The following is a 23,622-nucleotide window of genomic DNA, read 5'->3' as shown; positions in this document are numbered from 1 at the left end:
GGCTTAGTTCCACTAAGCGAATTGGTAGAGTCTGCTTACGCAAGGTATTGAACCGCCGTGTACGGAACCGTACGCACGGTGGTGTGAGAGGTCGACTAGTCAAATAATGGCTAGTCTCCTACTCGATTTCTATTTGCAATCTTTTTGCGAACAAATGTTTGAGTTTTGTGTTATACTTACAAAAGGTAAATACAACATTATTGAGGAGAGAAAGTTATATATGGCTCAAAAAAATATAATCGTAAAAGGCGCAAGAACACATAACTTAAAGAATCTCGATGTAGAAATTCCTAGAGATAAATTAGTGGTTATGACTGGTTTATCTGGTTCAGGAAAAAGCTCGTTAGCTTTTGATACCTTATATGCCGAAGGACAAAGACGATATGTAGAAAGTTTATCTGCATATGCTAGACAGTTTTTAGGACAAATGGATAAACCAGATGTAGATTCTATTGAAGGTTTGAGCCCAGCAATCTCAATTGACCAAAAAACAACCAGTCAAAATCCACGTTCTACTGTCGGAACAGCAACAGAAATTAACGACTACTTAAGACTTCTATATGCTCGAGTGGGGACACCTTATTGTCCAAATCACGATATTCCAATCGAACGACAAAGCCCAGAGCAAATGGTAGATCGAATCTTAGAATTACCAGACAGAACACGTATCCAAATTCTATCACCTGCTGTGCGTGACAAACGTGGACAACACAAGAAATTATTAGAAAGAATAAGCAAGGATGGCTATATCCGTGTGCGTGTTGATGGGGAAATCTATGATGTATCAGAGGTTCCCGAATTAGAAAAGAATAAAAAACATACGATTGAAGTGGTTGTTGACCGTATAGCTATTAAAGATGGCGTGAGATCACGTTTATTTGATTCAGTTGAACAAGCACTTTTATTCTCTGAAGGTTACATGGTTATTGATGTTATCGGGGAAGAAGAAATGTACTTTAATGAACATTTTGCTTGTCCGTTTTGTGATTTCTCCATCGATGAATTAGAACCTAGACTTTTTTCTTTCAACGCACCATTTGGTGCTTGTCCAAGTTGTGATGGTTTAGGCTCACGTTTAACAGTCGATGAAGAATTGATTATTCCGGATGATAGCTTAAGCATCGAAGAAGGTGTTTTTGCACCTTGGAATCCAATTAGTTCAAATTATTATCCATCAATGATCGATCAATTTTCAAAACAAAATAATATTCCAACGGATGTTCCATATAAAGATTTAACCAGTGAACAACAAGAAGTGTTAAAATACGGTGCTCCGGACGCAACTTTTTCGTTCACATTCAAAACAATGCGAGGTGAAACGAAGACGACTGAGAATACGTTTGAAGGTGTCTTTAATAACGTTCAAAGACGTTATAATGACACAAATTCAGACTATACACGTGATGTTATGCGAGAATATATGCATGAATTAACTTGTCCAACGTGTAAAGGTACTCGTTTAAATGAAGAAGCCTTATCCGTTCGTGTATCAGACAAAAACATCGCCGAAGTAACAGCAATGTCTATTGGTGATGCTAAAAAACACTTTGAAACTATTGACTTCTCAGTGACTGATACGATGATTGCCGATCCAATCATTAAGGAAATTGATGATCGATTGACTTTCTTAAATGAAGTGGGACTGGATTATTTAACAATGAGTCGTGTAGCAGGTTCACTCTCAGGTGGAGAGTCACAACGGATTCGTTTAGCGACACAAATTGGTTCGAACTTAAGTGGGGTATTATATATCCTGGATGAACCTTCAATTGGTTTACATCAGAGAGATAATGCTCGTTTAATTCAATCATTACAAAGAATGCGTGATTTAGGTAATACGCTCGTTGTTGTTGAACATGATGAAGAAACAATGATGGCTGCAGATTACTTAATTGATATTGGGCCAGGTGCCGGTGAATTAGGCGGAGAAATTGTTTCTATTGGAACGCCTGAAGAAGTTCAAGCTGATGAGAATTCTCTAACAGGTAAATACCTATCTGGAAAAGAAAAAATTGAAGTGCCTAAAACTCGACGCAATGAAGATAAAGGTTGGGTAACAGTCAAAGGAGCAGAAGAAAATAATCTGCAAAATGTTGAAGCGTCTTTCCCAATCGGGCGATTTACATGTGTTACTGGAGTGTCTGGTTCAGGTAAAAGTAGTTTAGTGAACAGCATTTTAAAAATTGCATTAGCAAAACGCTTAACAAGTACAAAAGAACGACCAGGTAAATTTGAATCGATTGAGGGCTTTGAAGGGCTTGAAAAAGTCATTGATATTGATCAAAGTCCAATTGGACGTACACCAAGAAGTAACCCTGCAACATATACTAGTGTATTCGATGACATTCGCGGGTTATTTGCTCAAACAAATGAAGCGAAGATACGTGGATATGACAAAGGCCGTTTTAGTTTTAACGTTAAGGGCGGACGATGTGAAGCATGTAAAGGTGGCGGAATTAAGCAAATCGAGATGCATTTCCTTCCAGATGTGTATGTTCCATGTGAAGTTTGTCATGGAACGCGCTATAATTCAGAAACACTTGAAATCAAATATAAAGGGAAATCAATTTCAGATGTGTTAGATATGACGATTGATGAAGCTTTAGTATACTTTGATGCGATTCCGAAAATCAAACGCAAAATCCAAACCTTAGTCGATGTTGGTTTAGGTTACGTGCGATTGGGACAATCAGCGACAACTTTATCTGGTGGTGAAGCACAAAGAATGAAGCTTGCCTCTGAACTACAACGTGTTTCAACAGGAGATACATTCTATATCTTAGATGAGCCAACGACTGGTTTACACGCACATGATATTAAGAAATTACTTACAGTATTGAATCGCTTAGTAGATGTAGGTAATACCGTCGTTGTGATTGAGCATAACTTAGATGTTATTAAGACAGCTGACTACATTATCGATATGGGTCCTGAAGGGGGGATCCGTGGTGGAGAAGTCATCGCTACCGGAACTCCTGAAGAAGTGGCTAAAGTTGAAGGCAGCTTTACAGGACAATATTTAAAATACGTCATGGATAAAGATAAATAATCGAAATGATTGAGGCGTTCAACAATGTCCTCATATCAAGAACCCAACCTAGTGGTGGCACTACCACTAGGTTGGGCTTTTTTATGCGGAGATTCGAACTTTTAGAAGCCTCCCATTTTTATGACTAGCTGAATTCACTTAATCTTCTTTGAACAAGTGACTCGAGGAATTCGCTTTGTTATACTATAAAAGATAGAACAAAATTGGAAGCGTTACACATATAAAAGGGAGTGGTAAGCTTTGAATCATGCAGAAATAATTATCATTGGCTCATCCTTTGCTGGAGTATCGTCTGCCTTGACAGCTAGGCAATTATATCCCAATAAACGAGTACTCATCATTGAGAAAGAAGGAAATATTGGACATATCCCCAGTAGTTTAAATTTATTGTTAAAAGAAGAATTAAAACATTTAAGTGATAAAACATTTATTAACGAAGAACAATTAGAAGCTAGTGGGGTTGAGTTATTACTAAACAATGAAGTATTAGATATTGATTTGGCAAATAAATCACTCTTAGTAGAAGATGAAAATACACATGAAAGTTATCACTATGACAAGCTGATTTTGGCTATGGGCTCAAGTCCAATCTCAGAACGTATTTTGGGTTCAAATCATCCGCAAGTGTTAACGACGAAAACGTTAGAAGCGAGTAAGAAGGCATTGCAGGAAATTGAAGGGTCAGAACGGATTCTCATTGCTGGTGGAGGGCAAATTGGTCTTGAAGCAGCGGATGCTTTCAAGCAAGTTGCTAAAAATGTGACCATAGTTGAAGCTTCTGATCAACTGGCTTTCAAATATTTTGACTCAGATATGACTCAATTATTAGAGGAAAAAATACAAGAAAGTGGCGTCAACGTGATTAAAGGACATTATGTCGAAAGCATTCACTCACAGGATACAGAGTTTAACGTTATATTATCACAAGATATTGAAATACTGACAGACCATGTGATGCTCGCTGTGAATTTCCGTCCCAATACAAAGTTAATTGAAGATCAAGTTCATTGCCATTTAGATAAAACAATCGAAGTGGATGAATATTTACAGACGAGTATGGCTGATGTGTTTGCAGTGGGGGATTTAATTCGAGCGCCTTATGCTTATACAGAGACAGATTATTATTTACCATTAGTGAACCATGCCTATCTTAGCGGGAAAATTGCGGCGATGAATCTCTATCAAAAAACAAGCACCGTGCCCCAATCTTTACGAGTGACCGGAAGTCAATTATTCGGCTTATACATGGTCAGTGTGGGCTTAACAGAGCAAGAAGCTGCATTGTTTTATCCAATTGAAACAACGATGCTTGAGAAAGAATTGTCAAAAGAAAATCCATCTCAGATAACGGTTAAACTCATCACAAAGAAAGAAACAGGACAGTTGATTGGAGCGCAAGTTTATTCACAAAGTGATATTTTAACTCTGGCTGATTTACTCGCGATTTCGATAAATGCACAAATGACAGATGAAGCACTGGCTTTTCAAGATCGACTTTTTTATAGAGGAGAATTTTCAATGAGTGAGTGTATTTATGCTTGTGCCTTAAAGAGCTATCAAAAGCGTATGAGTGAGGTGTTTTTAGATGGTAATTGAAGATTTATTTGAGAAACGTGAGCGTGGCCTATGGGTTCTATTATCTACATTAATTAATCATTCGACGGATCTCGAAATTAAAGAGGCAATGGCGCAAACAGCCTTGTCGAAAGTGACTTTATTAAAATACGTCGAAGATTTGAATGAATTAGCCGATTCACAAGGTTTTCCATTATGTATTCAGCTCATCAATGACCGCCTAGGATTAAACTTAGGACCACATGTTACAAAGCAAGATATCGTGCAACTATTCTTATCTTATTCTTTAAAATATCAGATTCTGGACTATTTATTTAAAATCGAAGAGTATACGGTTCAAAAGCTATCACAAGAATTACTCATTAGTGAAGCGACGTTTCACCGTCAATTAGTTTCTTTGAATGTATTACTAGAAGAATTTTCTTTAGCCGTTCGAAGTGGGCGTATTAGAGGTCCTGAACATCAGATTCGCTATTTTTACTTTCGTTTATATACTCTAGTCGAACCTAAAAAACGATTAAGTAAATTAGCACAATCAAAAGAAAGTCAACAAGTGATTCGTTCTTTTCAACAGCTTTGGGGGCAGGATACTTTTGCGGATAGAGAAGCAGAAATAGGTTTATGGCTCATGATAACGCGTCAAAGAATGGGTGTTAAATATAAGGATTTTAACGCTTTAAAAGAGTTGATGAAACCTTATTATTCACATCGTTTCTATCAACAAGTTCGACAGAACACGCTAGTATTTTTAAGTCGCTATGCCCTAGAAAGTGAAGAGGAAGAGGCTATGTGTCAGTTTACGTTTATGACAACAATGTCTATTCTACCTGCATTTGTCATGGAAAGAAGTTTAGGTTACGGTGGGCCAGTTAGTGAGGCGACAACAACGGGCTTGCAATATATTCGCTCAACGGTTTCAAGCCAAGAAAATCTAAATGAACAAGGAATGTATTCATTAAACCAAATACTTGGGAGATTATACTTCTTTAAAGGTGCAATTATTGAACGTAGCATTGATTATGAGTTAGATCGATCACTCATTAAACATGGCATGAATCTAGAAAATGAAGACCTAGCGATCCCCTTACTTGAGGATGTCATCACAAATATCTATCACTACGACCATAAAGAATTAGGTGATGCTTATAAGGAGGCAGAATGGACCTTAACAGAAGTGCTGTCTTATGTTGTTTACCAGATGCCTATGACAATAAGTATCGGGCTAGATCTCATTGGTGATGAGACTGAGAAGTTGCCGATCATATCAGTCATGCGTCAACGACTTGAGGTCAATCGGTTAGTAAGTGTAGAAATATACGACAAGAGAAGAAACTTTAATTTGATTGTCTCCAATGCTTACGACAGAGAGTATCCCGTTCCTTACTATTACCTCAAAGGCTTACCAAATCACTTTGATATGAGGCAATTAGAGAGTATCATTAATGGATTATTTAATGATGACAATTAATTTTTATTTGAAACACTGACTTTAATTACTGAATCCAGTGTTTTATCTTTTTTTTTCAGCGCTCTCAATTTTTTAAATAATTCTAAAAAACGCGATAGTTACAAATTAACTTTAAGAGATACAATATAATCACAAAGAAAGCGATTTCTAAACATAAATAATAATTGCTTACAGATTAATAGGGGGATTAAGATGGAAGAAAAGTATATTTTGTCGATTGATCAAGGTACGACGAGTTCACGAGCGCTGATAATTAACAAACAGGGCGGAAAAGTAGCGAGTTATCAAAAAGAGTTTACTCAAATATTTCCTAAAGCAGGTTGGGTTGAACATAATGCGAATGAGATTTGGAACTCAGTTCAATCAGTCATTGCGGGGGCATTTATTGAAAGCGGTATTAAACCATCAGATATTAGTGCAATCGGAATTACGAATCAACGTGAGACGACTGTTATTTGGGATAAAAAGACAGGATTACCTATTTATAACGCGATTGTTTGGCAATCTAGACAAACAGCGGATATCGCTGAACAATTGAAACAAGACGGTCATGCAGATATGATTCACCAAAAGACAGGTTTGATCGCAGATGCGTATTTCTCAGCGACAAAAATTCGTTGGATCTTAGATAATGTTGAGGGCGCTCAAGAACGGGCTGAGCGAGGTGAATTATTATTCGGGACAATTGATACATGGTTAGTTTGGAAATTAACAGATGGAGCGACTCACGTCACTGATTACTCTAATGCTTCTAGAACGATGCTTTATAACATTAAGGATTTAGAGTGGGATGACGAGATTTTGGAGTTGTTAAATATTCCTCGTAGCTTACTACCAGAAGTGAAATCTAACTCGGAAGTATACGGGACAACGAAACCGTTCCACTTCTATGGTGGAGAAGTGCCTATTAGTGGTATGGCTGGGGACCAACAAGCAGCCTTATTTGGTCAATTAGCTTTTGAACCAGGAATGGTCAAAAACACGTATGGAACAGGTTCATTTATTATTATGAATACTGGAGAGGATTTTGAATTATCTAAGAATAATTTATTAACGACAATTGGTTATGGAATTAACGGAAAAATCTATTATGCTCTTGAAGGGTCAATCTTCATTGCCGGAAGTGCCATTCAATGGTTACGTGATGGAATGCGTATGTTTAGCGATTCAGTTGAGTCTGAAGATTATGCAAGAAACTCAAGCAATAATGATGAAGTATATGTTGTTCCTGCCTTTACAGGTTTAGGTGCGCCTTACTGGGATTCAGATGCGACCGGATCTGTCTTTGGATTAACACGCGGGACAACGAAGGAAGACTTTATTAAAGCAACACTACAGTCCATCGCGTATCAAGTGAGAGACGTTATTGACACCATGCAATTGGATACAGGGATTAAAATACCTTTATTAAAAGTAGATGGTGGGGCTGCAATGAATAATTACTTAATGCAGTTCCAATCAGATATTATCGGAACAGAAATTGCTCGCGCTAAAAACTTAGAGACAACTGCTCTAGGTGCTGCCTTCTTAGCTGGTTTAGCCGTAGGATACTGGGAAGATTTAGATGAAATTAAGAAATTAAACGAAACAGCCGAAACATTTACACCATCAATGAATAATGCACGTAAAGAACAATTATACAAAGGTTGGAAAAAAGCAGTTCATGCGACACGTGTCTTTGCACAAGATGAAGTTGAGATGGAAGAAGGAGAGGAATAATCATGAGATTTTCTAAAGATACACGCCAAAGAGCGATTGAGAAGTTACAAGACCGTACCCTTGATTTATTAATTATCGGTGGAGGAATCACTGGAGCAGGAGTGGCGATTCAAGCTGCTGCCAGTGGGTTAGAAACAGGTCTAATAGAGATGCAAGATTTCGCTGAAGGAACAAGTAGTCGTTCAACGAAACTCGTTCATGGAGGCATTCGTTATCTGAAACAATTCGATGTTGAAGTTGTATCAGATACTGTGCAAGAACGTGCAGTTGTACAACAAATCGCGCCTCATATTCCTAAAGCAGATCCAATGTTATTACCGGTTTATGATGAGCCAAATGCGACATTTAATATGTTCCGTTTGAAAGTAGCCATGGATTTATATGACTTATTAGCCGGCGTTAGCAATTCACCTTTGGCAAATAAAACTTTAACGAAAGAAGAAGTACTGGAACGTGAACCTCAAATTAAAGCCGAAGGCTTAGTTGGTGGTGGGCAATACTTAGATTACAACAATAATGATGCGCGTTTAGTCATTGAGAATATCAAGCGCGCAAACCAAGATGGCGCACTCATTGCTAGTCGTGTGAAAGCTGAGTCGTTTTTATTCAATGAAGAAGGACAAATTAACGGTGTGGTTGCTAAAGATATGTTATCAGGCGAAACATTTGAAATTAAAGCACGTACGGTAATTAACACAAGTGGGCCGTGGAGTGATTTAGTACGTAATTTAAATAAAGAAGATGACCAAATCCAACAAATGCGTCCAACTAAAGGAGTTCATTTAGTCGTAGACAATAGCAAGATTAAAGTACCTCAACCAACATACTTTGATACTGGCTTAGGTGATGGGCGTATGGTCTTTGTCATTCCAAGAGAGAATAAAACATACTTTGGAACGACCGATACAGATTACACAGGTGATTTAGCTCATCCAACAGTGACTCAAGAAGATGTTGATTACTTATTAGGCATTGTGAATAATCGTTTCCCCGAAGCGAATATTTCAATTCATGATGTTGAGAGTAGCTGGGCAGGGTTACGTCCGTTAATTTCAGGGAATAAAGCATCCGATTATAATGGAGGGAATAATGGTTCAATCTCGGATGAGAGTTTTGATCATTTAATTTCAACTGTAGGTTCTTACTTAAATAAAGAAACAACGCGTGAAGACGTTGAAGAAGCTATCGGACAAATTGAAACAAGTACGTCTGAGAAAGCTAACGACCCTTCAGCGGTATCTCGTGGAAGTTCTTTAGATATTGATGATAACGGCTTAATTACACTAGCTGGAGGAAAAATTACGGATTACCGTAAGATGGCTGAAGGAGCAATGAAAGCAATTATTGAGATCCTTTCAACACAATATCAAAAGCAATTTACTTTAGTTAATTCAAAAACTTATCCAGTCTCAGGTGGAGAATTAAATCCAGCAAATGTGGATTCAGAATTAGAAACTTTTGCTCAATTAGGTGTGAAACGTGGTTTAGACAAAGAAGACGCAAGATATATCGCCAGAGTCTTTGGCTCAAATGCACCGCGTGTATTCAACTTAGTTACAACCCTTGAAGCAGCTGAAGGCTTAAGTTTACGCGATACACTGGTATTGCATTATACAATGAGAGAAGAGATGGCTTTAACTCCTGTAGATTATTTCTTAAGAAGAACAAATCACTTACTATTCATGCGTGAAACTCTGGATGATTTAACACTTCCAATTACGAATGAAATGGCAAGATACTTTGAATGGTCTGAAGAAGAAAAACAAGCACACTTAGATGAGTTAGCTGCTGTATTAGCTGAAAATGATTTAAAAGAATTAAAAGAAAACGCCAAATAATAAAAATTAAATATGTAAAAGGGGAAACAGATGGGAACAGAGCTAGTTGGAGAATTTATTGGAACGTTAATCTTAGTCTTATTAGGAGACGGGATTGTTGCTGGGAACTTACTTAAAGGAACAAAAAGCAATGGTGCGGGTTGGTTATCAATTACGATTGGTTGGGGGATTGCAGTAACATTAGGAGCTTTAGCTTCAGGTTATATGAGTCCTGCGCATTTAAATCCAGCGGTAACGATCGCTTTCGCTATTGAAGGAAGTACACCTTGGAGTTCAGTCATACCTTATACAATCGCACAAATGCTTGGTGCATTTTTAGGAGCTGTCTTAGTCTGGGTACAATACAAACCACATTTTGATGTGACTGAAGATTCATCAGCCATCTTAGGAACGTTTGCTACAGGACCAGAAATTTACAATACAGTTTCAAACTTTATTGGTGAATTATTAGGGACATTTGTATTAATGTTTGGTATCTTAAGCTTTTCTAAATATGATATTGCCCCAGGTTTATCAACAATTTGTGTTGGTATCTTAATTATCGGAATTGGTTTATCATTGGGAGGAACAACGGGTTACGCAATTAATCCTGCACGTGACTTAGGTCCACGTATTGCTCACGCGATCTTACCAATTAAACAAAAGAGAGACTCTGACTGGGGTTACTCTTGGATACCAGTATTGGCGCCGATTGTTGGAGCAGCATTAGCAGCACTTGTATTTGGCATCATTAACTAAATATATTTACTAAAGCTAGCGGGAAATCCGTTAGCTTTTTTCTTTTGATGAATTGTAAAATTAAATGCGACAACAAAGAAACTCATAATAGATTCGTGTAAGATGTTAATAACGATAAAAACATACACACGGAGGTCTATTATGAGCTATACATATCTTACCATAGAAGAACGGTCAAAAATAGAAGTGCTTGTTCAAGAAGGTTATAAAATTAACCATATTGCGAATTTATTAGGTCGCAATCGTTCAACTATTTATCGTGAACTTAATCGATGTTCGACTCCATCCTATGTTGCGAAAGCTTCTCAAGCAGATGCGAATCAACTTGCTTCTCACAAAGGCAGAAAAGCGAAGCATACGCCAAAGTTGCTTGAGGATATTCAACATAAATTAGAACTGACCTGGTCACCCGAACAGATTGTGGGACGAGATTATCAAGAGAAACTCTGCTTTAAAAAAATCTATAACTGGATTTATGAAGGCATCTTAAACGTTCCCTTACAAGTGCTAAGACACAAAGGTAAAAGTCGCCAACCTCATGAAACACGTGGTAAGTTCAATATTGGGCGCTCGATCTCCAAACGACCTAAGTCAGTTAGAAACAGACAAGCGTTTGGGCATTGGGAATTGGATACAATGGTTTCTTCACGCGGAAAGAGTAAAGGTTGTTTAGCGACCTTCGCAGAGCGTAAAAGTCGTTTATACCTTGCTTTTCTGATACCCAACCGCACTAAAGACGCTATGCACAATGCAATTGAGCAGTTAACAAGTAATCTGCCTGATCACACCTTAAAATCATTTACTTCTGACCGCGGGAAAGAATTCGCTTGTTACCCAGATGTAGAGGCATCAGGTATTGATTTCTACTTTGCGGATGCTTACAGTGCTTGGCAAAGAGGGACAAACGAAAATTCGAATGGCTTAATGCGCGAATTCTTTCCGAAGAAAACTGATATAGCTAAAGTAAGTGAAACTGAATTATTCACAGCTTTATGGCTGATGAATAATCGACCAAGAAAATGCCTGAATTATCAAACACCTTTAGAAAAATTCATTCACGAAACTTCATTAATTGAGTAAAAAAAATTGTCGCAATAATTATTGCAATTCGTCTTTTATTTAAAATATGGGTCTATAGTCCAATGAATTTATATCCATTTGCTTGCACAATATAGATAGAACGAAAGTAAAAGATATGTCCGTTAACAAATTTGGATATACTTTAACTTACAACTAAGTAAAGATAGGGCTCTGGACCTATGAAGTCCTTGACAATCGATGACATAATAATAAGTGTAGAGAAGCAAATAGATAAAAATCATTGGAGGTAAAATGATATGAATGAAAAAGAGCGTATAATTGAACTAGTAAAACAAAATGTTATTTCCATGGAAGAAGCACTTGATTTATTAGAAGCTGCATCAAATAATGATACTTTATCAGAATCAACGAACACAACAGATGAAGAAACGACTCAAACAACTCAAACAACAGATGACACTGAGAAAGAAACAGAAGCAAGTATTAATCAAACCTTTGAAGAGGTCTTTAATCAAGGAAAAGACTTTGCTAAATATATGGGTGACTACTTTAAACAAAATACTGAGAAAAAGGCTGACTTTGAAGAATGGTCTGAGTTTGAAGAAACTGAAGATACTGAGAAAGTTAAGAATAATCAAGCACGTTTAGCAGAAATTAATACTGAAATTCAAGCATTGAACGATAAGATAGCTAAAGAGAATGAAAAATTAGTAATCAGCAAACAACGCATACGTGAGATTGAGATATTTGAAGAATTAGATGATTTAACCCCTGAAATGATTGAACAAAAAGCAAATACTATTGAAAAAAGAGATCACATTCAAGCTGAATTAGATATTTTACAAAGTAAATTTACTGAATTACAAAATGAAAAAGAAACCTTAGGCTGGAGTAAAGAATCTAACAAGCAAGATTTCAAAGAATTCTTCAATAACCGTTCAGAGAAATTTGCTGAAGCAGCAACACATTTTGGAAAAGAAGCATCCCGTGAAGGAAAAAAATGGGGTTCATTCTTCACAGAGCAATCTAAATCATTTTTAGAGAACTTCAACTTAAAAGATGTTAATGTCTCTTTCCAAGTACCATGGATTAAGACAAGTTCACAAGATTATGAATTTACGTATCCCGTTGAAGGAGTAAATCTCTTTGAGATTGAATTATATAATGGTTCCGTTGAGGTGGTGAGCCATGACGGTGAAGATATTGTCGTTGATGCAGAAGTACGATTCCATGGTAGCCATGAAGAAACGTCGAAAGAGCACTTTGAAGAAGTAAATACGATCGGTATCATTGATAACCGCTTTGTATTGAAAGTGACATCACCGAAATTCTCAGTTGACGGTACAATTAAAGTGCCTCAAGGAGATGTTGATCGATTCCAAATTCAATTACTGAACGGCGAAGTCAATTTAGATGGTTTAACTAGTAAAGAAATTGTAATTAAAGACAAAAATGGAGATATGTCCTTAAATAAAGTTACAGCAAATGAAGTATCATTAGATTTATTAAACGGTGATATTGATATTCAAAACTCACCGATTGATACACTAGTGATGAATGATTTAAATGGGGATGTTCGAGTGAATGGTTACATCCGAAACTTATCAGCAGACACTTTAAACAGTGATTTCTATCTAACGAAAAAAGATACGAATGATGCGAATGTTAAAATCAAGACAGTGAGTGGAGATGTTAAGTTATCGCTGCCAAGTCAAATGAATTTAACCATTGATAGTAAGACTACCCACGGTGAAGTGAAAAACCGTTTATCAAATCTTGAAAGTATTGACGAGCGTCCAACTAAACAAAAAGCACATTACCACCGAATTGTATCAGGTGATACAGATAATGCAGTGGTTAACATCACAACAACTTCTGGCGATATATTTTTAAAAGATAGTAAAAAAGAGTTATAATAAACATAACAAGACATTAAAAATTATGGAGGGATATAAAATGTCAAATCAAAGTGAAAAATTATTTAAGTCATCAACAGATAAACATATTATGGGTGTGTGTGGGGGATTAGCTGAATATTTCAATATTGACCCGACAATTGTTCGAGTAATCTTCTTTATCCTACTTTGGGTAGGGTCATCAGGATTTTGGTTATATATTCTTTTAGGGCTACTCTTACCTTATGACTATCAAGTTAATGGTGGTCAAAGTAGAAAATCGAATCCATTCGGTTCAGATAGATCTTCTTCGAATAATAAACCTAAAGATGTAACACCCGAAGATAATGATAATTGGGATGACTTCTAATTAAACGAAATTAAATAAATTGAACTAAGTCTACACTTGCTTGTATTAAGCAGGTGTAGATTTTTTTACTATATAAGTTATGATTTAATATTTGGTTCGTGATTGTTGGGCAGTTGTGTGATAACATTTAGAAGTAAATAAGATCATTCACAGGAGGAATATACGTCATGACTAATGCAGTAACTGTACAAGAGTTAGTAGACACGCTAGATATCAATTTAATATATGGTGAAGAGTATAAAACAAACAAAATTTATTCAAGTGAAGTTTCAAGACCTGGGCTTGTTTTAACAGGTTACAAAGAATATTATCCACATGAACGTATCCAATTAATTGGACGCACTGAGATGTCGTTTTTAAGTGAAAAGACATCCGAAGAAAGATCAAATATCTTCTCATTAATGTGTACGGATGAGACGCCAGCGATTGTCGTATCACGTGAGATTGATATACCTGAAGAATTAATCCCAGTTGCGGACTCTTTAGGTATTCCTATCTTATCAGCTAGATCCAAAACAAGTCGGGTGTTAGCAAATATTACGAATTATCTCGAGAGAAAACTCGCTGAAAGACTTTCAAAGCATGGTGTCTTTTTGGAAGTCTTTGGTATGGGGGTATTGTTAGTTGGATCCAGTGGTATTGGTAAGTCTGAGATTGGTTTAGAGCTGATTCAGCGAGGGCATCGACTTATTGCGGATGACCGTGTAGAGCTGTATCAAATTGATGAATTGACTTTAAACGGTGAAGCCCCAGAAATCCTACAAAACATGATTGAAATTCGTGGCTTAGGTATTATTGATGTTATGAGCTTGTACGGTGTATCTGCGATTCGTCGTAGTAAACGATTAGAGCTCATTATCAACTTAGTATTGGATGACGGAAACACACAATATGACCGCCTTGGTTATGATAAAGAGTATGAGCAAATATTCGAAGTTCAAGTGCCTTCGATTCGTATCCCAGTTAAAACCGGGCGAAACTTAGCTGCGATTGTTGAATCCGCGGCAATGAATTTTCGTGCGACTCAAATGGGTTATGATGCGAAATTAACGTTTAATAGTAAATTACGTGATTTAATCCAAGAGAACCGTGGGGAACAATAGAATGGGATTGAATTTTTTAGCGATTGATCCGATTGCCTTTGAATTATTTGGCTGGCCGGTCCGTTGGTATGGAATTATAATTGGGTTGGCTATTTTAGTCGGATACATTTTATTTACGCGTGAAGCAAGCCGTAAGGGAATTGATTCAGATACGTCTTTTGATTTGCTCTTTTGGACAGTGATTTTTGGTTTAGTAGGGGCTAGAATTTATTATGTCATATTCTCTTCAAACTCATATCTGTCTGATCCATTAAGTATATTCCGAGTTTGGGAAGGTGGAATGGCCATATACGGTGGTGTTATCGGTGGTGCGATAACAATTTATGTACTTTGTCAAAGATACAAACTCAGTGTCATTAATGTCTTCGATATTGCGATACCCGCACTTTTTGCTGGTCAACTGATTGGGCGTTGGGGTAACTTTATGAACCAAGAAGCCCACGGGGGGTCGGTATCGAAAGCTTTTCTAGAAAACTTAGCTCTGCCTAATTTTATTATTGAACAAATGAATATTAATGGGACCTATTATCACCCGACGTTTTTATATGAGTTTTTATGGAATTTAGTCGGTCTAATTGCCTTACTCCTACTAAGACCCCGTAAAGATTTCTTCAAACGTGGTGAACTCGTTGCATTCTATATGATTTGGTATGGTATTGGACGCTTTTGGATTGAAGGCCTAAGAACAGATAGTTTATATATCGGTCCATTAAGAGTTTCTCAAATATTATCGCTTATTCTAGTAGTTATTGGTATTAGTCTTGTACTTTGGATTCGTCTAAAAGGAAAAGACCGCGTGCCTTACTACACAGATGACCGTTCAACGGTTGTTAGAAATGAGGGAGAATAATGAAGATTGCTGTTATTGGTTCAGGATCATGGGGAACGGCTTTAGCCAAAGTATTAAGTGAGAACAAACATGACACAGTTCTTTGGGGTAGAAAGCAAGCGATTATCGATGAGATTAATCAAACACATACAAATGAAAAGTATTTACCCAATGTCTCTTTACCAAAAGAAATTAAAGCGACGACGTCTTTATCTGAAGCAGTCTCTAAGGCAGCGATGATAATATTAGTTGTTCCAACTAATGCCATGAGACAAATGGCACAAGATTTAAATCCCTTACTTAAAGAACAAACACAGGCACCCATTATCGTGCATGCCTCTAAAGGTTTGGAAATGGATACGCAACTGCGAATCAGTGAAATTTTAAAAGAAGTCCTTAACAAAGCAAATTACCAAGACATCGTTGTCTTATCAGGACCTAGTCATGCTGAAGAGGTTGCTCGCCAGGATGTGACAACTTTGACAGCGGCAAGTGATAATCTTGAAGCTGCTCAAGCAGTGCAACAAGCATTTATGAATCGATATTTCAGAGTGTATACCAATACAGATGTCATCGGGGTTGAATTAGGTGGCGCATTAAAAAATATTATTGCCGTTGGCGCAGGAATTATATCTGGTTTAGGTTATGGTGATAATGCAAAAGCAGCCTTGATTACTAGAGGTTTAGCTGAAATATCAAGACTTGGTACTGCTCGAGGAGCAGATCCATTAACCTTTATTGGCTTAAGTGGAGTAGGAGATTTAATTGTAACTTGTACAAGCCCACATTCCCGTAACTTCCAAGCTGGAACCTTGATTGCTAAAGGCTATTCGAGAGCAGAAGTGAGCGAGAAGATGTTCATGGTAGTTGAAGGGATATTAACTGTAAAAGTGGCCTATGAATTAGCAAAAGAATATGGCATTGACATGCCGATTACGGAAATGCTTTATTTGGCTCTATACACAGATAAGAAAATATCTGTTGAAGATGCGATTGAATCATTGATGTTACGTGAAGGTAAACAAGAAGAGTCGCTTGACAAATAAGATATAATAAATAGTATTAAGCAAATAGATTGATTAAGAACAATCAAAGCTCTATGATATACAATACTAAACAGACGAACCTAGGAGGTTAGAGCGAGTGGTAGAGATAACAAAAGAACGTCTTGAAGCAGATGTAATTATAATCGGAGCAGGCCCAGGTGGAATGACCGCTGCCTTATATGCATCGCGCGCAAATTTAAAAACAATTATAATTGAAAAAGGTGCACCTGGTGGAGAATTAATAAATACGGCAGATGTCGAAAACTATCCAGGCTATACTAAAATTGGTGGACCTGAATTAGCAGGGAAATTCTTTGATAGTTCGATGGAATTCGGTGCAGAGCACTTATACGGTGATGTGACTCATATTGAAGTATCAGGAACAACGAAATATGTTCATACCGCTGACAAAATTTATATCGCACCCGCAGTTGTTATTGCAACAGGTGCCCATCACCGTGAGTTAGGCGTTCTAGGTGAAGACCGTTTAAGCGGTTCAGGTGTGTCATACTGTGCAGTATGTGATGGTTTCTTCTTCCGTGACCGTAACTTAGTTGTTGTTGGTGGAGGAGATTCAGCTGTTGAAGAAGGAAATTACTTAACGCAGTTCGCTGATAAAGTAACAATCATACACCGACGCGATCAATTAAGAGCGCAACAAATACTTCAAGACCGTGCCTTTAATAACCCTAAAGTTGACTTTATTTGGGATAGTGTCGTTGAAGAGATTAATGGTGAAAATGGCGTTAATTCAGTCACAATTCGTAATGTAAAAACGAACAAAGTAGAAGACTTTGAAACGAATGGTGTCTTTGTCTACATTGGTCTAATACCAAACTCATATATTGTTGAGAATTTAGGTGTCACAGATGAAGAAGGCTGGATCATTACCAATGAGCGCATGGAAACAACTGTTCCAGGTTTATTTGCAGTTGGAGATATCCGTCAAAAACACCTACGCCAAATTGTTACAGCTGCCGGAGACGGAAGTATTGCTGGACAAGGCGCGTTTGACTATGTTCAAAGCTTGAAAGATCCAATTAACCAAGTAAACTAATTTATAAAGCATGACCAACGGATTAGACTAACCTCTAATTTAGTTGGTCATTTTTTATGTAAAAATTTATGGAGTATTTACTAAGAAAAGTGATAAAGATAATAAAAGATATCGCGGATTAAAGTAATATATTGCCTAAAACGATAAATAAAATTTGAGAACTGTGAAAAGGCTTTAATTCAGAAAAGGTTAACCTTTGTTGTATTATAAAATGATGTTATAATAAAAATAACATTAGAAAAGGTGGGATAATTATGTCTTGGGAAGAAATATATCAACTATGGAAAAATCATAAGTCACTTGATACACATTTAAGCGAAGAGCTGAATCAATTATCACGCGAAGAAAGCGAAGATGCCTTCGGAGCGAACTTAAGTTTTGGTACTGCAGGGATGCGTGGGGTATTAGGACCAGGTACAAATCGCATGAATATCTATACTGTTCGCCAAGCGACAGAAGGCTTAGCGAAGTTAATCGAAGACGCCGGGGAAGATGCTAAAAAACGCGGGGTAGCGATTGCTTACGATTCACGTCATTTCTCACCTGAATTTGCTATGGAAGCAGCGATGGTGTTAGGAAAACATGACATCAAGAGTTACGTTTATGAAAGTTTAAGACCAACACCTGTCCTTTCATTTGCAGTGCGTCATTTAAACACATATGCTGGTATTATGATTACTGCGAGCCACAATCCAGCCGAATACAATGGATACAAAGTTTACGGCGAAGATGGTGGGCAAATGCCACCAGAAGCAGCAGATAAATTAACAGAATATGTTCGCGCAATTAATAATCCACTTGAAGTAGCTGTCGGAGATAAGACAGACTTGCTAGGATCAGGAACCATTGAAATTATCGGTGAACGAGTAGATAATGCTTACTTAGAAGAGATGAAGGCTGTCACAGTTGATTTAGACTTAGTGCAATCAATGAAAGATGAAGTCAATATCGTCTTCACACCATTACACGGAACAGGTTTAATGATTGGTCTAAAAGCATTAGAGCAAATCGGCTTTGATAACATTCAAGTTGTTAAATCACAAGCAGATTCTGATGGAAACTTTCCAACAGTTAAGTCACCTAATCCAGAGTCCGCAGATGCTTTCGTTCAAGCAGAAGAATTAGGCCGTTCAGTTGATGCTGATATCTTATTAGCAACTGACCCGGATGCTGACCGTTTAGGCGCAATGATTCGTGTCGCAGACGGCTCATACCAATTACTTTCAGGGAATCAAATTGCATCCATCATGTTAGATTATATTCTGAATGCCCGCCGCGAAAAAGGAGAATTACCTGACAATGGTGTTGCTGTAAAATCAATCGTATCAACTGATTTAGCCGATACGATTATTGAAAGCTATGGTTTAGAAATGGTCGAAGTATTGACTGGATTCAAATTTATTGCTGAGAAGATCAAGGAGTATGAAGAAACAAATGAACATACATTCTTAATGGGATTCGAAGAAAGTTATGGCTACTTAGTACAACCATTTGTGCGTGATAAAGACGCGATTCAAGCTTTAGTTATTCTAGCTGAATTAACGGCTTTCCATAAAAAAGCTGGTCGTACTTTAGGTGACGCATTAGAAGCTATCTATGATAAACATGGCTTCTTCGTTGAAAAGACCATTTCAGTTTCATTCCCAGGCTTATCTGGAAAAGAGAAGATGGCAAGCATTATGAGCCAAGTTCGCAAAAATACTCCGTCTCAATTAGGTGGTTTATCTATCGATAAAGCAGCAGATTATCTAGAAGGAACAGTGCAATATGGTGACGGTAAATCAGCAGGCTTAGACTATCCTTCATCAGATGCATTAAAATATACGTTAGAAGACGGTAGCTGGGTTGCTTTTAGACCAAGTGGTACAGAACCTAAGATTAAATTATACTTAGGAGTACGCGGTGACAATCGTGAGACGGTTGATCAAAAAGCAGAAGCGATTGAAGCAGATATGCGTAAATTAACTGAGTAACAATTGAATTAGTCTAAATAAGAGTATCCAAATGATAATTAGTCTGAATATTGGCTTCAATCTGTGCATATCGTTCAATTAGAATGCTGTGGTGAAAGGAGTTTGTATTCGATTAATTATCGTTTGGATTTTTATTTAAAGAAATAAAATAAATTGCTTTTACTAGACGATTACTGATAATATAAGGAAGCAAATTTAGACAAACAGAATATTCAAACGATAATCATAATAAAATCAATGTGATTGTGATATAATATATTAAAATCAAGGGAAAGAGGCGAGATGCATGTCTGATACATTAGAATTAGTAATAATTACCGGTATGAGTGGGGCAGGAAAAACTGTCGCAGTCCAAAGTTTTGAAGACTTAGGTTATTATTGCATCGATAACATGCCACCAAATTTACTTCCTACATTTTGGGAATTAATGAAAGAATCAGGGAAAATTACACGAATCGCACTTGTGATTGACTTAAGGACACGCGAATTCTTCAGTGAATTAGAGAATGTTATTGGCAAGATGGATAACACTCAATTCATTACAACGCGTATTGTCTTCTTAGAAGCCGATGACCAAGCCTTAGTATCTAGATATAAAGAAACACGCAGAAAGCATCCTTTGGCAACACAAGAGAGAACCATTACAGGAATTCAAAAAGAACGAGAAATGTTAAGTGACATTCGAGCACGATCACAAATGATCGTTAACACAACAGATTTATCGCCAAGACAATTAAGAGAGAAAATTATCGAAGTCTTTGCTTCTGATACTTATCAACCATTCCACATTGAAATGGTCTCATTTGGCTTTAAATTTGGGGTGCCCATCGATGCAGATATTGTCATGGATGTGCGATTCCTTCCGAATCCACATTATGTTGATGAGCTAAGACCTAAAACGGGCTTAGATACGGAAGTATATGACTATGTCATGAAGCAACCGGAGACAGAAGAATTTTATTCACGATTTATGAATTTAATTAAATACTGTTTACCAGGTTACAAAAAAGAAGGTAAATCTAGCGTGACAATTGCTATTGGATGTACCGGTGGTAAACACCGTTCAGTTGCCTTAGCTAAGAGAATGGGTCAAGAATTAGAAAATGATCATTACGTGGTGAATGTCTCGCACCGCGATAAATTAAAAAATAAGGAATCGGTCAATCGATCATGAGCGAAAAAGCCAAACCACGCTATAAAGTGGCTGTTATCGGAGGAGGGACTGGCCTCCCGGTAATACTTCGAGGGTTAAAACATTTGAATGCAAGTATTTCTGCTATTGTTACTGTTGCTGATGACGGTGGAAGTAGTGGAGTGATTAGAGACTATATTAATGTGGTACCTCCCGGAGATATTCGAAATTGTATGAGTGCCTTATCGGCACGTGAACCAGAGTTTATTGATTTATTTCAATATCGCTTTGAATCTACGGATGATTTTTTAGCTGGCCATGCGATCGGTAACTTGTTGATTGCCGCTTTAAAAGAAATGCATGGTTCAATGCAAGATGCTATCGACATGTTATCAAGGTGGATGCATATTCAAGGACAAATATTACCAGCAGCTCAAGAGCCTCTGGTACTAAATGCTTTATTTGAAGATGGAACTATTGCGGTTGGAGAATCAAGTATTGCTTCTCACCGCAAGAAGATAAAAGAAGTATTGGTCACAACCACAGAAGGAGAAGAAGCTTTAGAAGCTTCGCCCCGTGTGGTTGATGCTATCATGGATGCAGATATGATTATCTTAGGTCCAGGAAGTCTTTACACAAGTATCTTGCCAAACTTAATGATTAAAGAGATTGGTGAAGCCATTGTCAAGACAAATGCTGAAGTTGTCTACATCTGTAACATTATGACTCAATTAGGTGAGACTGAGAACTTTACCGACGCCGATCATGTAGAAGTTCTCCATCAACATTTGAATAATAAATTTATTGATACAGTTCTAGTGAATACAACGGAAGTCCCCGAAGATTATATTAGAACACAACCAAACGAAGAATATTTATTACAAGTTAAACATGATTTTGAAGGCATACGTAAAGAAGACTGTCGCGTCATCTCTAGCGAATTTTTAAGTATGAAACATGGTGGGGCATATCATGATACTGAGAAAGTTGTCGAAGAATTAGGCTACTTGTTAAATTCTTTAAAATTAGCCCCCCGAAAAGTAGAAAAGACACAATGGTAATAAAGATAGAGAGGTGAGGCACGATGACATTTGCTTCAGACGTAAAAAAAGAATGTACGCTATTAGAAGTACACCGGGAGCATGCAAAAGCGGAACTTACTGCGCTGATTCGAATGAATGGTGCTGTAAGTATATATCAACAAAAGTTCATTTTGAATATTCAAAGTGAGAACGCAGCAATCGCGCGCCGAATTTATACACTTTTAAAGGATCATTATGGAGTCGAAGGTGAATTAATTGTTCGACGCAAGATGAAGCTGAAGAAGAACAATGTATATATAGTACGTTGTCGTATTAGAGTGAAAGAAATTCTAGAAGACTTGAATATTCTGGATATGTTAGGTATTGGCTTGAATACAAAAGTCACAAGTGATATTACCGAGAATGAACAAAAGAAACGTTCATACTTACGAGGTGCATTCTTAGCTGGAGGTTCTGTAAATAATCCTGAGTCAAATAATTATCACTTAGAAATTTATTCAAGTTACGATGAACATAATAAAGATATTTGTCAAATGATGAATGATTTTGATTTAAATGCCAAGACAATCAATCGTCGTAATGGCTTTATAACTTATCTAAAAGAAGCGGAGAAGATTTCCGATTTCTTAGCGATTATTGGCGCATCAAGTGCTGTGTTACGCTTTGAGGATATTCGCATCGTTCGTGACATGCGTAATTCAGTGAATCGTTTAGTAAATTGCGAAAATGCGAATATGAACAAAACCATTGATGCATCTCAACGCCAGCTTGAAGCGATTCGTTTAATTGATGATTATCAAGGACTAACAACTTTACCTGACAAGCTAAAAGTTATGGCAGAATTTAGATTAAGTAACCCAGATATGAGCTTAAAAGAACTTGGAGAGCAAATACCAGGTGGACCGATTTCAAAATCGGGTGTGAATCACCGCTTAAGAAAAATTGTAAAAATGGCAGAAGAAATCGGTTAATTGTAAATTTTATGTAAAATTTGTGTAAATTTGAAAATAAAATAATGGAATCGCCCCTTTTTTACGTATATATATATAGACCAAAAAGAAAGGGGTGATTTTTTTGAATAAAGCAATGTATGTTGGAAGAATTGTACGAGATGTTAAACGTAATAAAGTTGGTCAAAATGGTCGTGTTGTTAATAATGTTATTGCGATCAATCATTACCAAAAAGATGCAAACGGTGAACGCCGAGCTGATTTTATTCCATTTGTCGCTTGGAACCATCTTGCTGATTTGTTGCATAACTATACAGCCAAAGGGCAACAAATTGCCATCACTGGTAAGATGCAAAGTCGCAAATACACAGACAGCGATAATAATGACCGTTACGTTATTGAATGTCTTGTTGAAGAACTAACCTTATTGCAATCACGGGATTCAGACGACTCAAAACAAAAGCAAACCGACAATAATCAAGTTGAGCAAACTCAAAGTGCGGATATACAAATTGATGAAGAAAGCATTCGCGCTGTGATGAACTAATAAAAAATGTAATTCTGTATTTTCATTCATAAACCCCAGTAAAGTATATTATTCAAAAGTACCAAAGCCTAATTTATAAACCTCTAAAGATGCTTAATATAATCGATACCTTTTTATTTACGTATATTCCAACCTCCCAAAAAAGTGACGTAGGTAAATACGAAGGTAGATTATATTGAGCATTTTTTTGCGTGCAAATATGACGAAATTGTGAATATTATGAAGAGATGGGGGATAATGGATTCAAAT

General features: G+C 37.0%; 18 protein-coding genes. All 18 read left to right on the top strand.

Annotation, left to right across the window (positions count from 1 at the left end; all coding sequences use genetic code 11):
• Positions 1–220: 220 nt before the first annotated feature.
• The 18 genes from uvrA (at position 221) to FEZ33_RS05650 (ending at position 23,373) form a co-directional block, all read left to right on the top strand.
• Complete coding sequence (gene uvrA, locus FEZ33_RS05735) at positions 221–3,049, top strand: excinuclease ABC subunit UvrA (RefSeq protein ID WP_138404450.1); 2,829 nt, start codon at positions 221–223, stop codon at positions 3,047–3,049.
• Between the two features lie 240 nt (positions 3,050–3,289).
• Positions 3,290–4,645: an FAD-dependent oxidoreductase gene (locus FEZ33_RS05730; protein ID WP_138404449.1), complete on the top strand. Its 1,356-nt coding sequence runs from the start codon at positions 3,290–3,292 to the stop codon at positions 4,643–4,645.
• Positions 4,635–6,092, top strand: coding sequence for a helix-turn-helix domain-containing protein (locus tag FEZ33_RS05725; RefSeq protein WP_138404448.1), 1,458 nt, complete (start codon positions 4,635–4,637; stop codon positions 6,090–6,092). Before FEZ33_RS05730 ends, FEZ33_RS05725 begins: the two co-directional genes overlap by 11 nt.
• A 192-nt stretch (positions 6,093–6,284) precedes the next feature.
• Positions 6,285–7,811, top strand: a complete 1,527-nt coding sequence (gene glpK, locus FEZ33_RS05720) for a glycerol kinase GlpK (RefSeq protein WP_138404447.1) — start codon at positions 6,285–6,287, stop codon at positions 7,809–7,811.
• Positions 7,812–7,813: 2 nt separating this feature from the next.
• Positions 7,814–9,649 (top strand): type 1 glycerol-3-phosphate oxidase, encoded by a 1,836-nt coding sequence (glpO, locus tag FEZ33_RS05715; protein ID WP_138404446.1) that lies wholly within the window; start codon positions 7,814–7,816, stop codon positions 9,647–9,649.
• A gap of 30 nt (positions 9,650–9,679) precedes the next feature.
• Entirely contained in the window at positions 9,680–10,387 is a 708-nt protein-coding gene (locus FEZ33_RS05710; RefSeq protein WP_138404445.1) for an MIP/aquaporin family protein, read from the top strand.
• A gap of 141 nt (positions 10,388–10,528) precedes the next feature.
• Positions 10,529–11,467, top strand: coding sequence for an IS30 family transposase (locus tag FEZ33_RS05705; protein ID WP_138404444.1), 939 nt, complete (start codon positions 10,529–10,531; stop codon positions 11,465–11,467).
• 257 nt (positions 11,468–11,724) lie between these two features.
• Entirely contained in the window at positions 11,725–13,344 is a 1,620-nt protein-coding gene (locus FEZ33_RS05700; protein WP_138404443.1) for a DUF4097 family beta strand repeat-containing protein, read from the top strand.
• A 40-nt stretch (positions 13,345–13,384) separates the two neighbouring features.
• Positions 13,385–13,693 (top strand): PspC domain-containing protein, encoded by a 309-nt coding sequence (locus tag FEZ33_RS05695; RefSeq protein ID WP_138404442.1) that lies wholly within the window; start codon positions 13,385–13,387, stop codon positions 13,691–13,693.
• 167 nt (positions 13,694–13,860) lie between these two features.
• Positions 13,861–14,796 carry an HPr(Ser) kinase/phosphatase gene (gene hprK, locus FEZ33_RS05690; RefSeq protein WP_138404441.1) on the top strand — a complete coding sequence of 312 codons (936 nt, stop codon included), beginning with the start codon at positions 13,861–13,863 and terminating at the stop codon, positions 14,794–14,796.
• Between the two features lies 1 nt (position 14,797).
• Complete coding sequence (gene lgt, locus FEZ33_RS05685; RefSeq protein ID WP_138404440.1) at positions 14,798–15,646, top strand: prolipoprotein diacylglyceryl transferase; 849 nt, start codon at positions 14,798–14,800, stop codon at positions 15,644–15,646.
• Complete coding sequence (locus tag FEZ33_RS05680) at positions 15,646–16,671, top strand: NAD(P)H-dependent glycerol-3-phosphate dehydrogenase (protein WP_328590771.1); 1,026 nt, start codon at positions 15,646–15,648, stop codon at positions 16,669–16,671. The genes lgt and FEZ33_RS05680 overlap by 1 nt, the downstream gene beginning before the upstream one ends.
• Before the next feature lie 106 nt (positions 16,672–16,777).
• Positions 16,778–17,728 (top strand): thioredoxin-disulfide reductase, encoded by a 951-nt coding sequence (gene trxB, locus FEZ33_RS05675; RefSeq protein ID WP_138404452.1) that lies wholly within the window; start codon positions 16,778–16,780, stop codon positions 17,726–17,728.
• A 254-nt stretch (positions 17,729–17,982) separates the two neighbouring features.
• Positions 17,983–19,701, top strand: coding sequence for a phospho-sugar mutase (locus FEZ33_RS05670; protein ID WP_138404438.1), 1,719 nt, complete (start codon positions 17,983–17,985; stop codon positions 19,699–19,701).
• Positions 19,702–19,987: 286 nt separating this feature from the next.
• Positions 19,988–20,875, top strand: a complete 888-nt coding sequence (rapZ, locus tag FEZ33_RS05665; protein ID WP_138404437.1) for an RNase adapter RapZ — start codon at positions 19,988–19,990, stop codon at positions 20,873–20,875.
• On the top strand, positions 20,872–21,894 hold the full coding sequence (locus tag FEZ33_RS05660; protein ID WP_138404436.1) for a gluconeogenesis factor YvcK family protein: 1,023 nt from the start codon (positions 20,872–20,874) through the stop codon (positions 21,892–21,894). The genes rapZ and FEZ33_RS05660 overlap by 4 nt, the downstream gene beginning before the upstream one ends.
• Positions 21,895–21,917: 23 nt before the next feature.
• Entirely contained in the window at positions 21,918–22,847 is a 930-nt protein-coding gene (gene whiA / locus FEZ33_RS05655) for a DNA-binding protein WhiA (protein ID WP_138404435.1), read from the top strand.
• A 103-nt stretch (positions 22,848–22,950) separates the two neighbouring features.
• Positions 22,951–23,373, top strand: coding sequence for a single-stranded DNA-binding protein (locus FEZ33_RS05650; protein WP_138404434.1), 423 nt, complete (start codon positions 22,951–22,953; stop codon positions 23,371–23,373).
• Positions 23,374–23,622: the final 249 nt, after the last annotated feature.

The organism is Ruoffia tabacinasalis (assembly GCF_005864045.1).
Taxonomy (GTDB): Bacteria; Bacillota; Bacilli; order Lactobacillales; family Aerococcaceae; genus Ruoffia; species Ruoffia tabacinasalis.
This window is presented reverse-complemented; position numbering and strand designations above follow the sequence as displayed.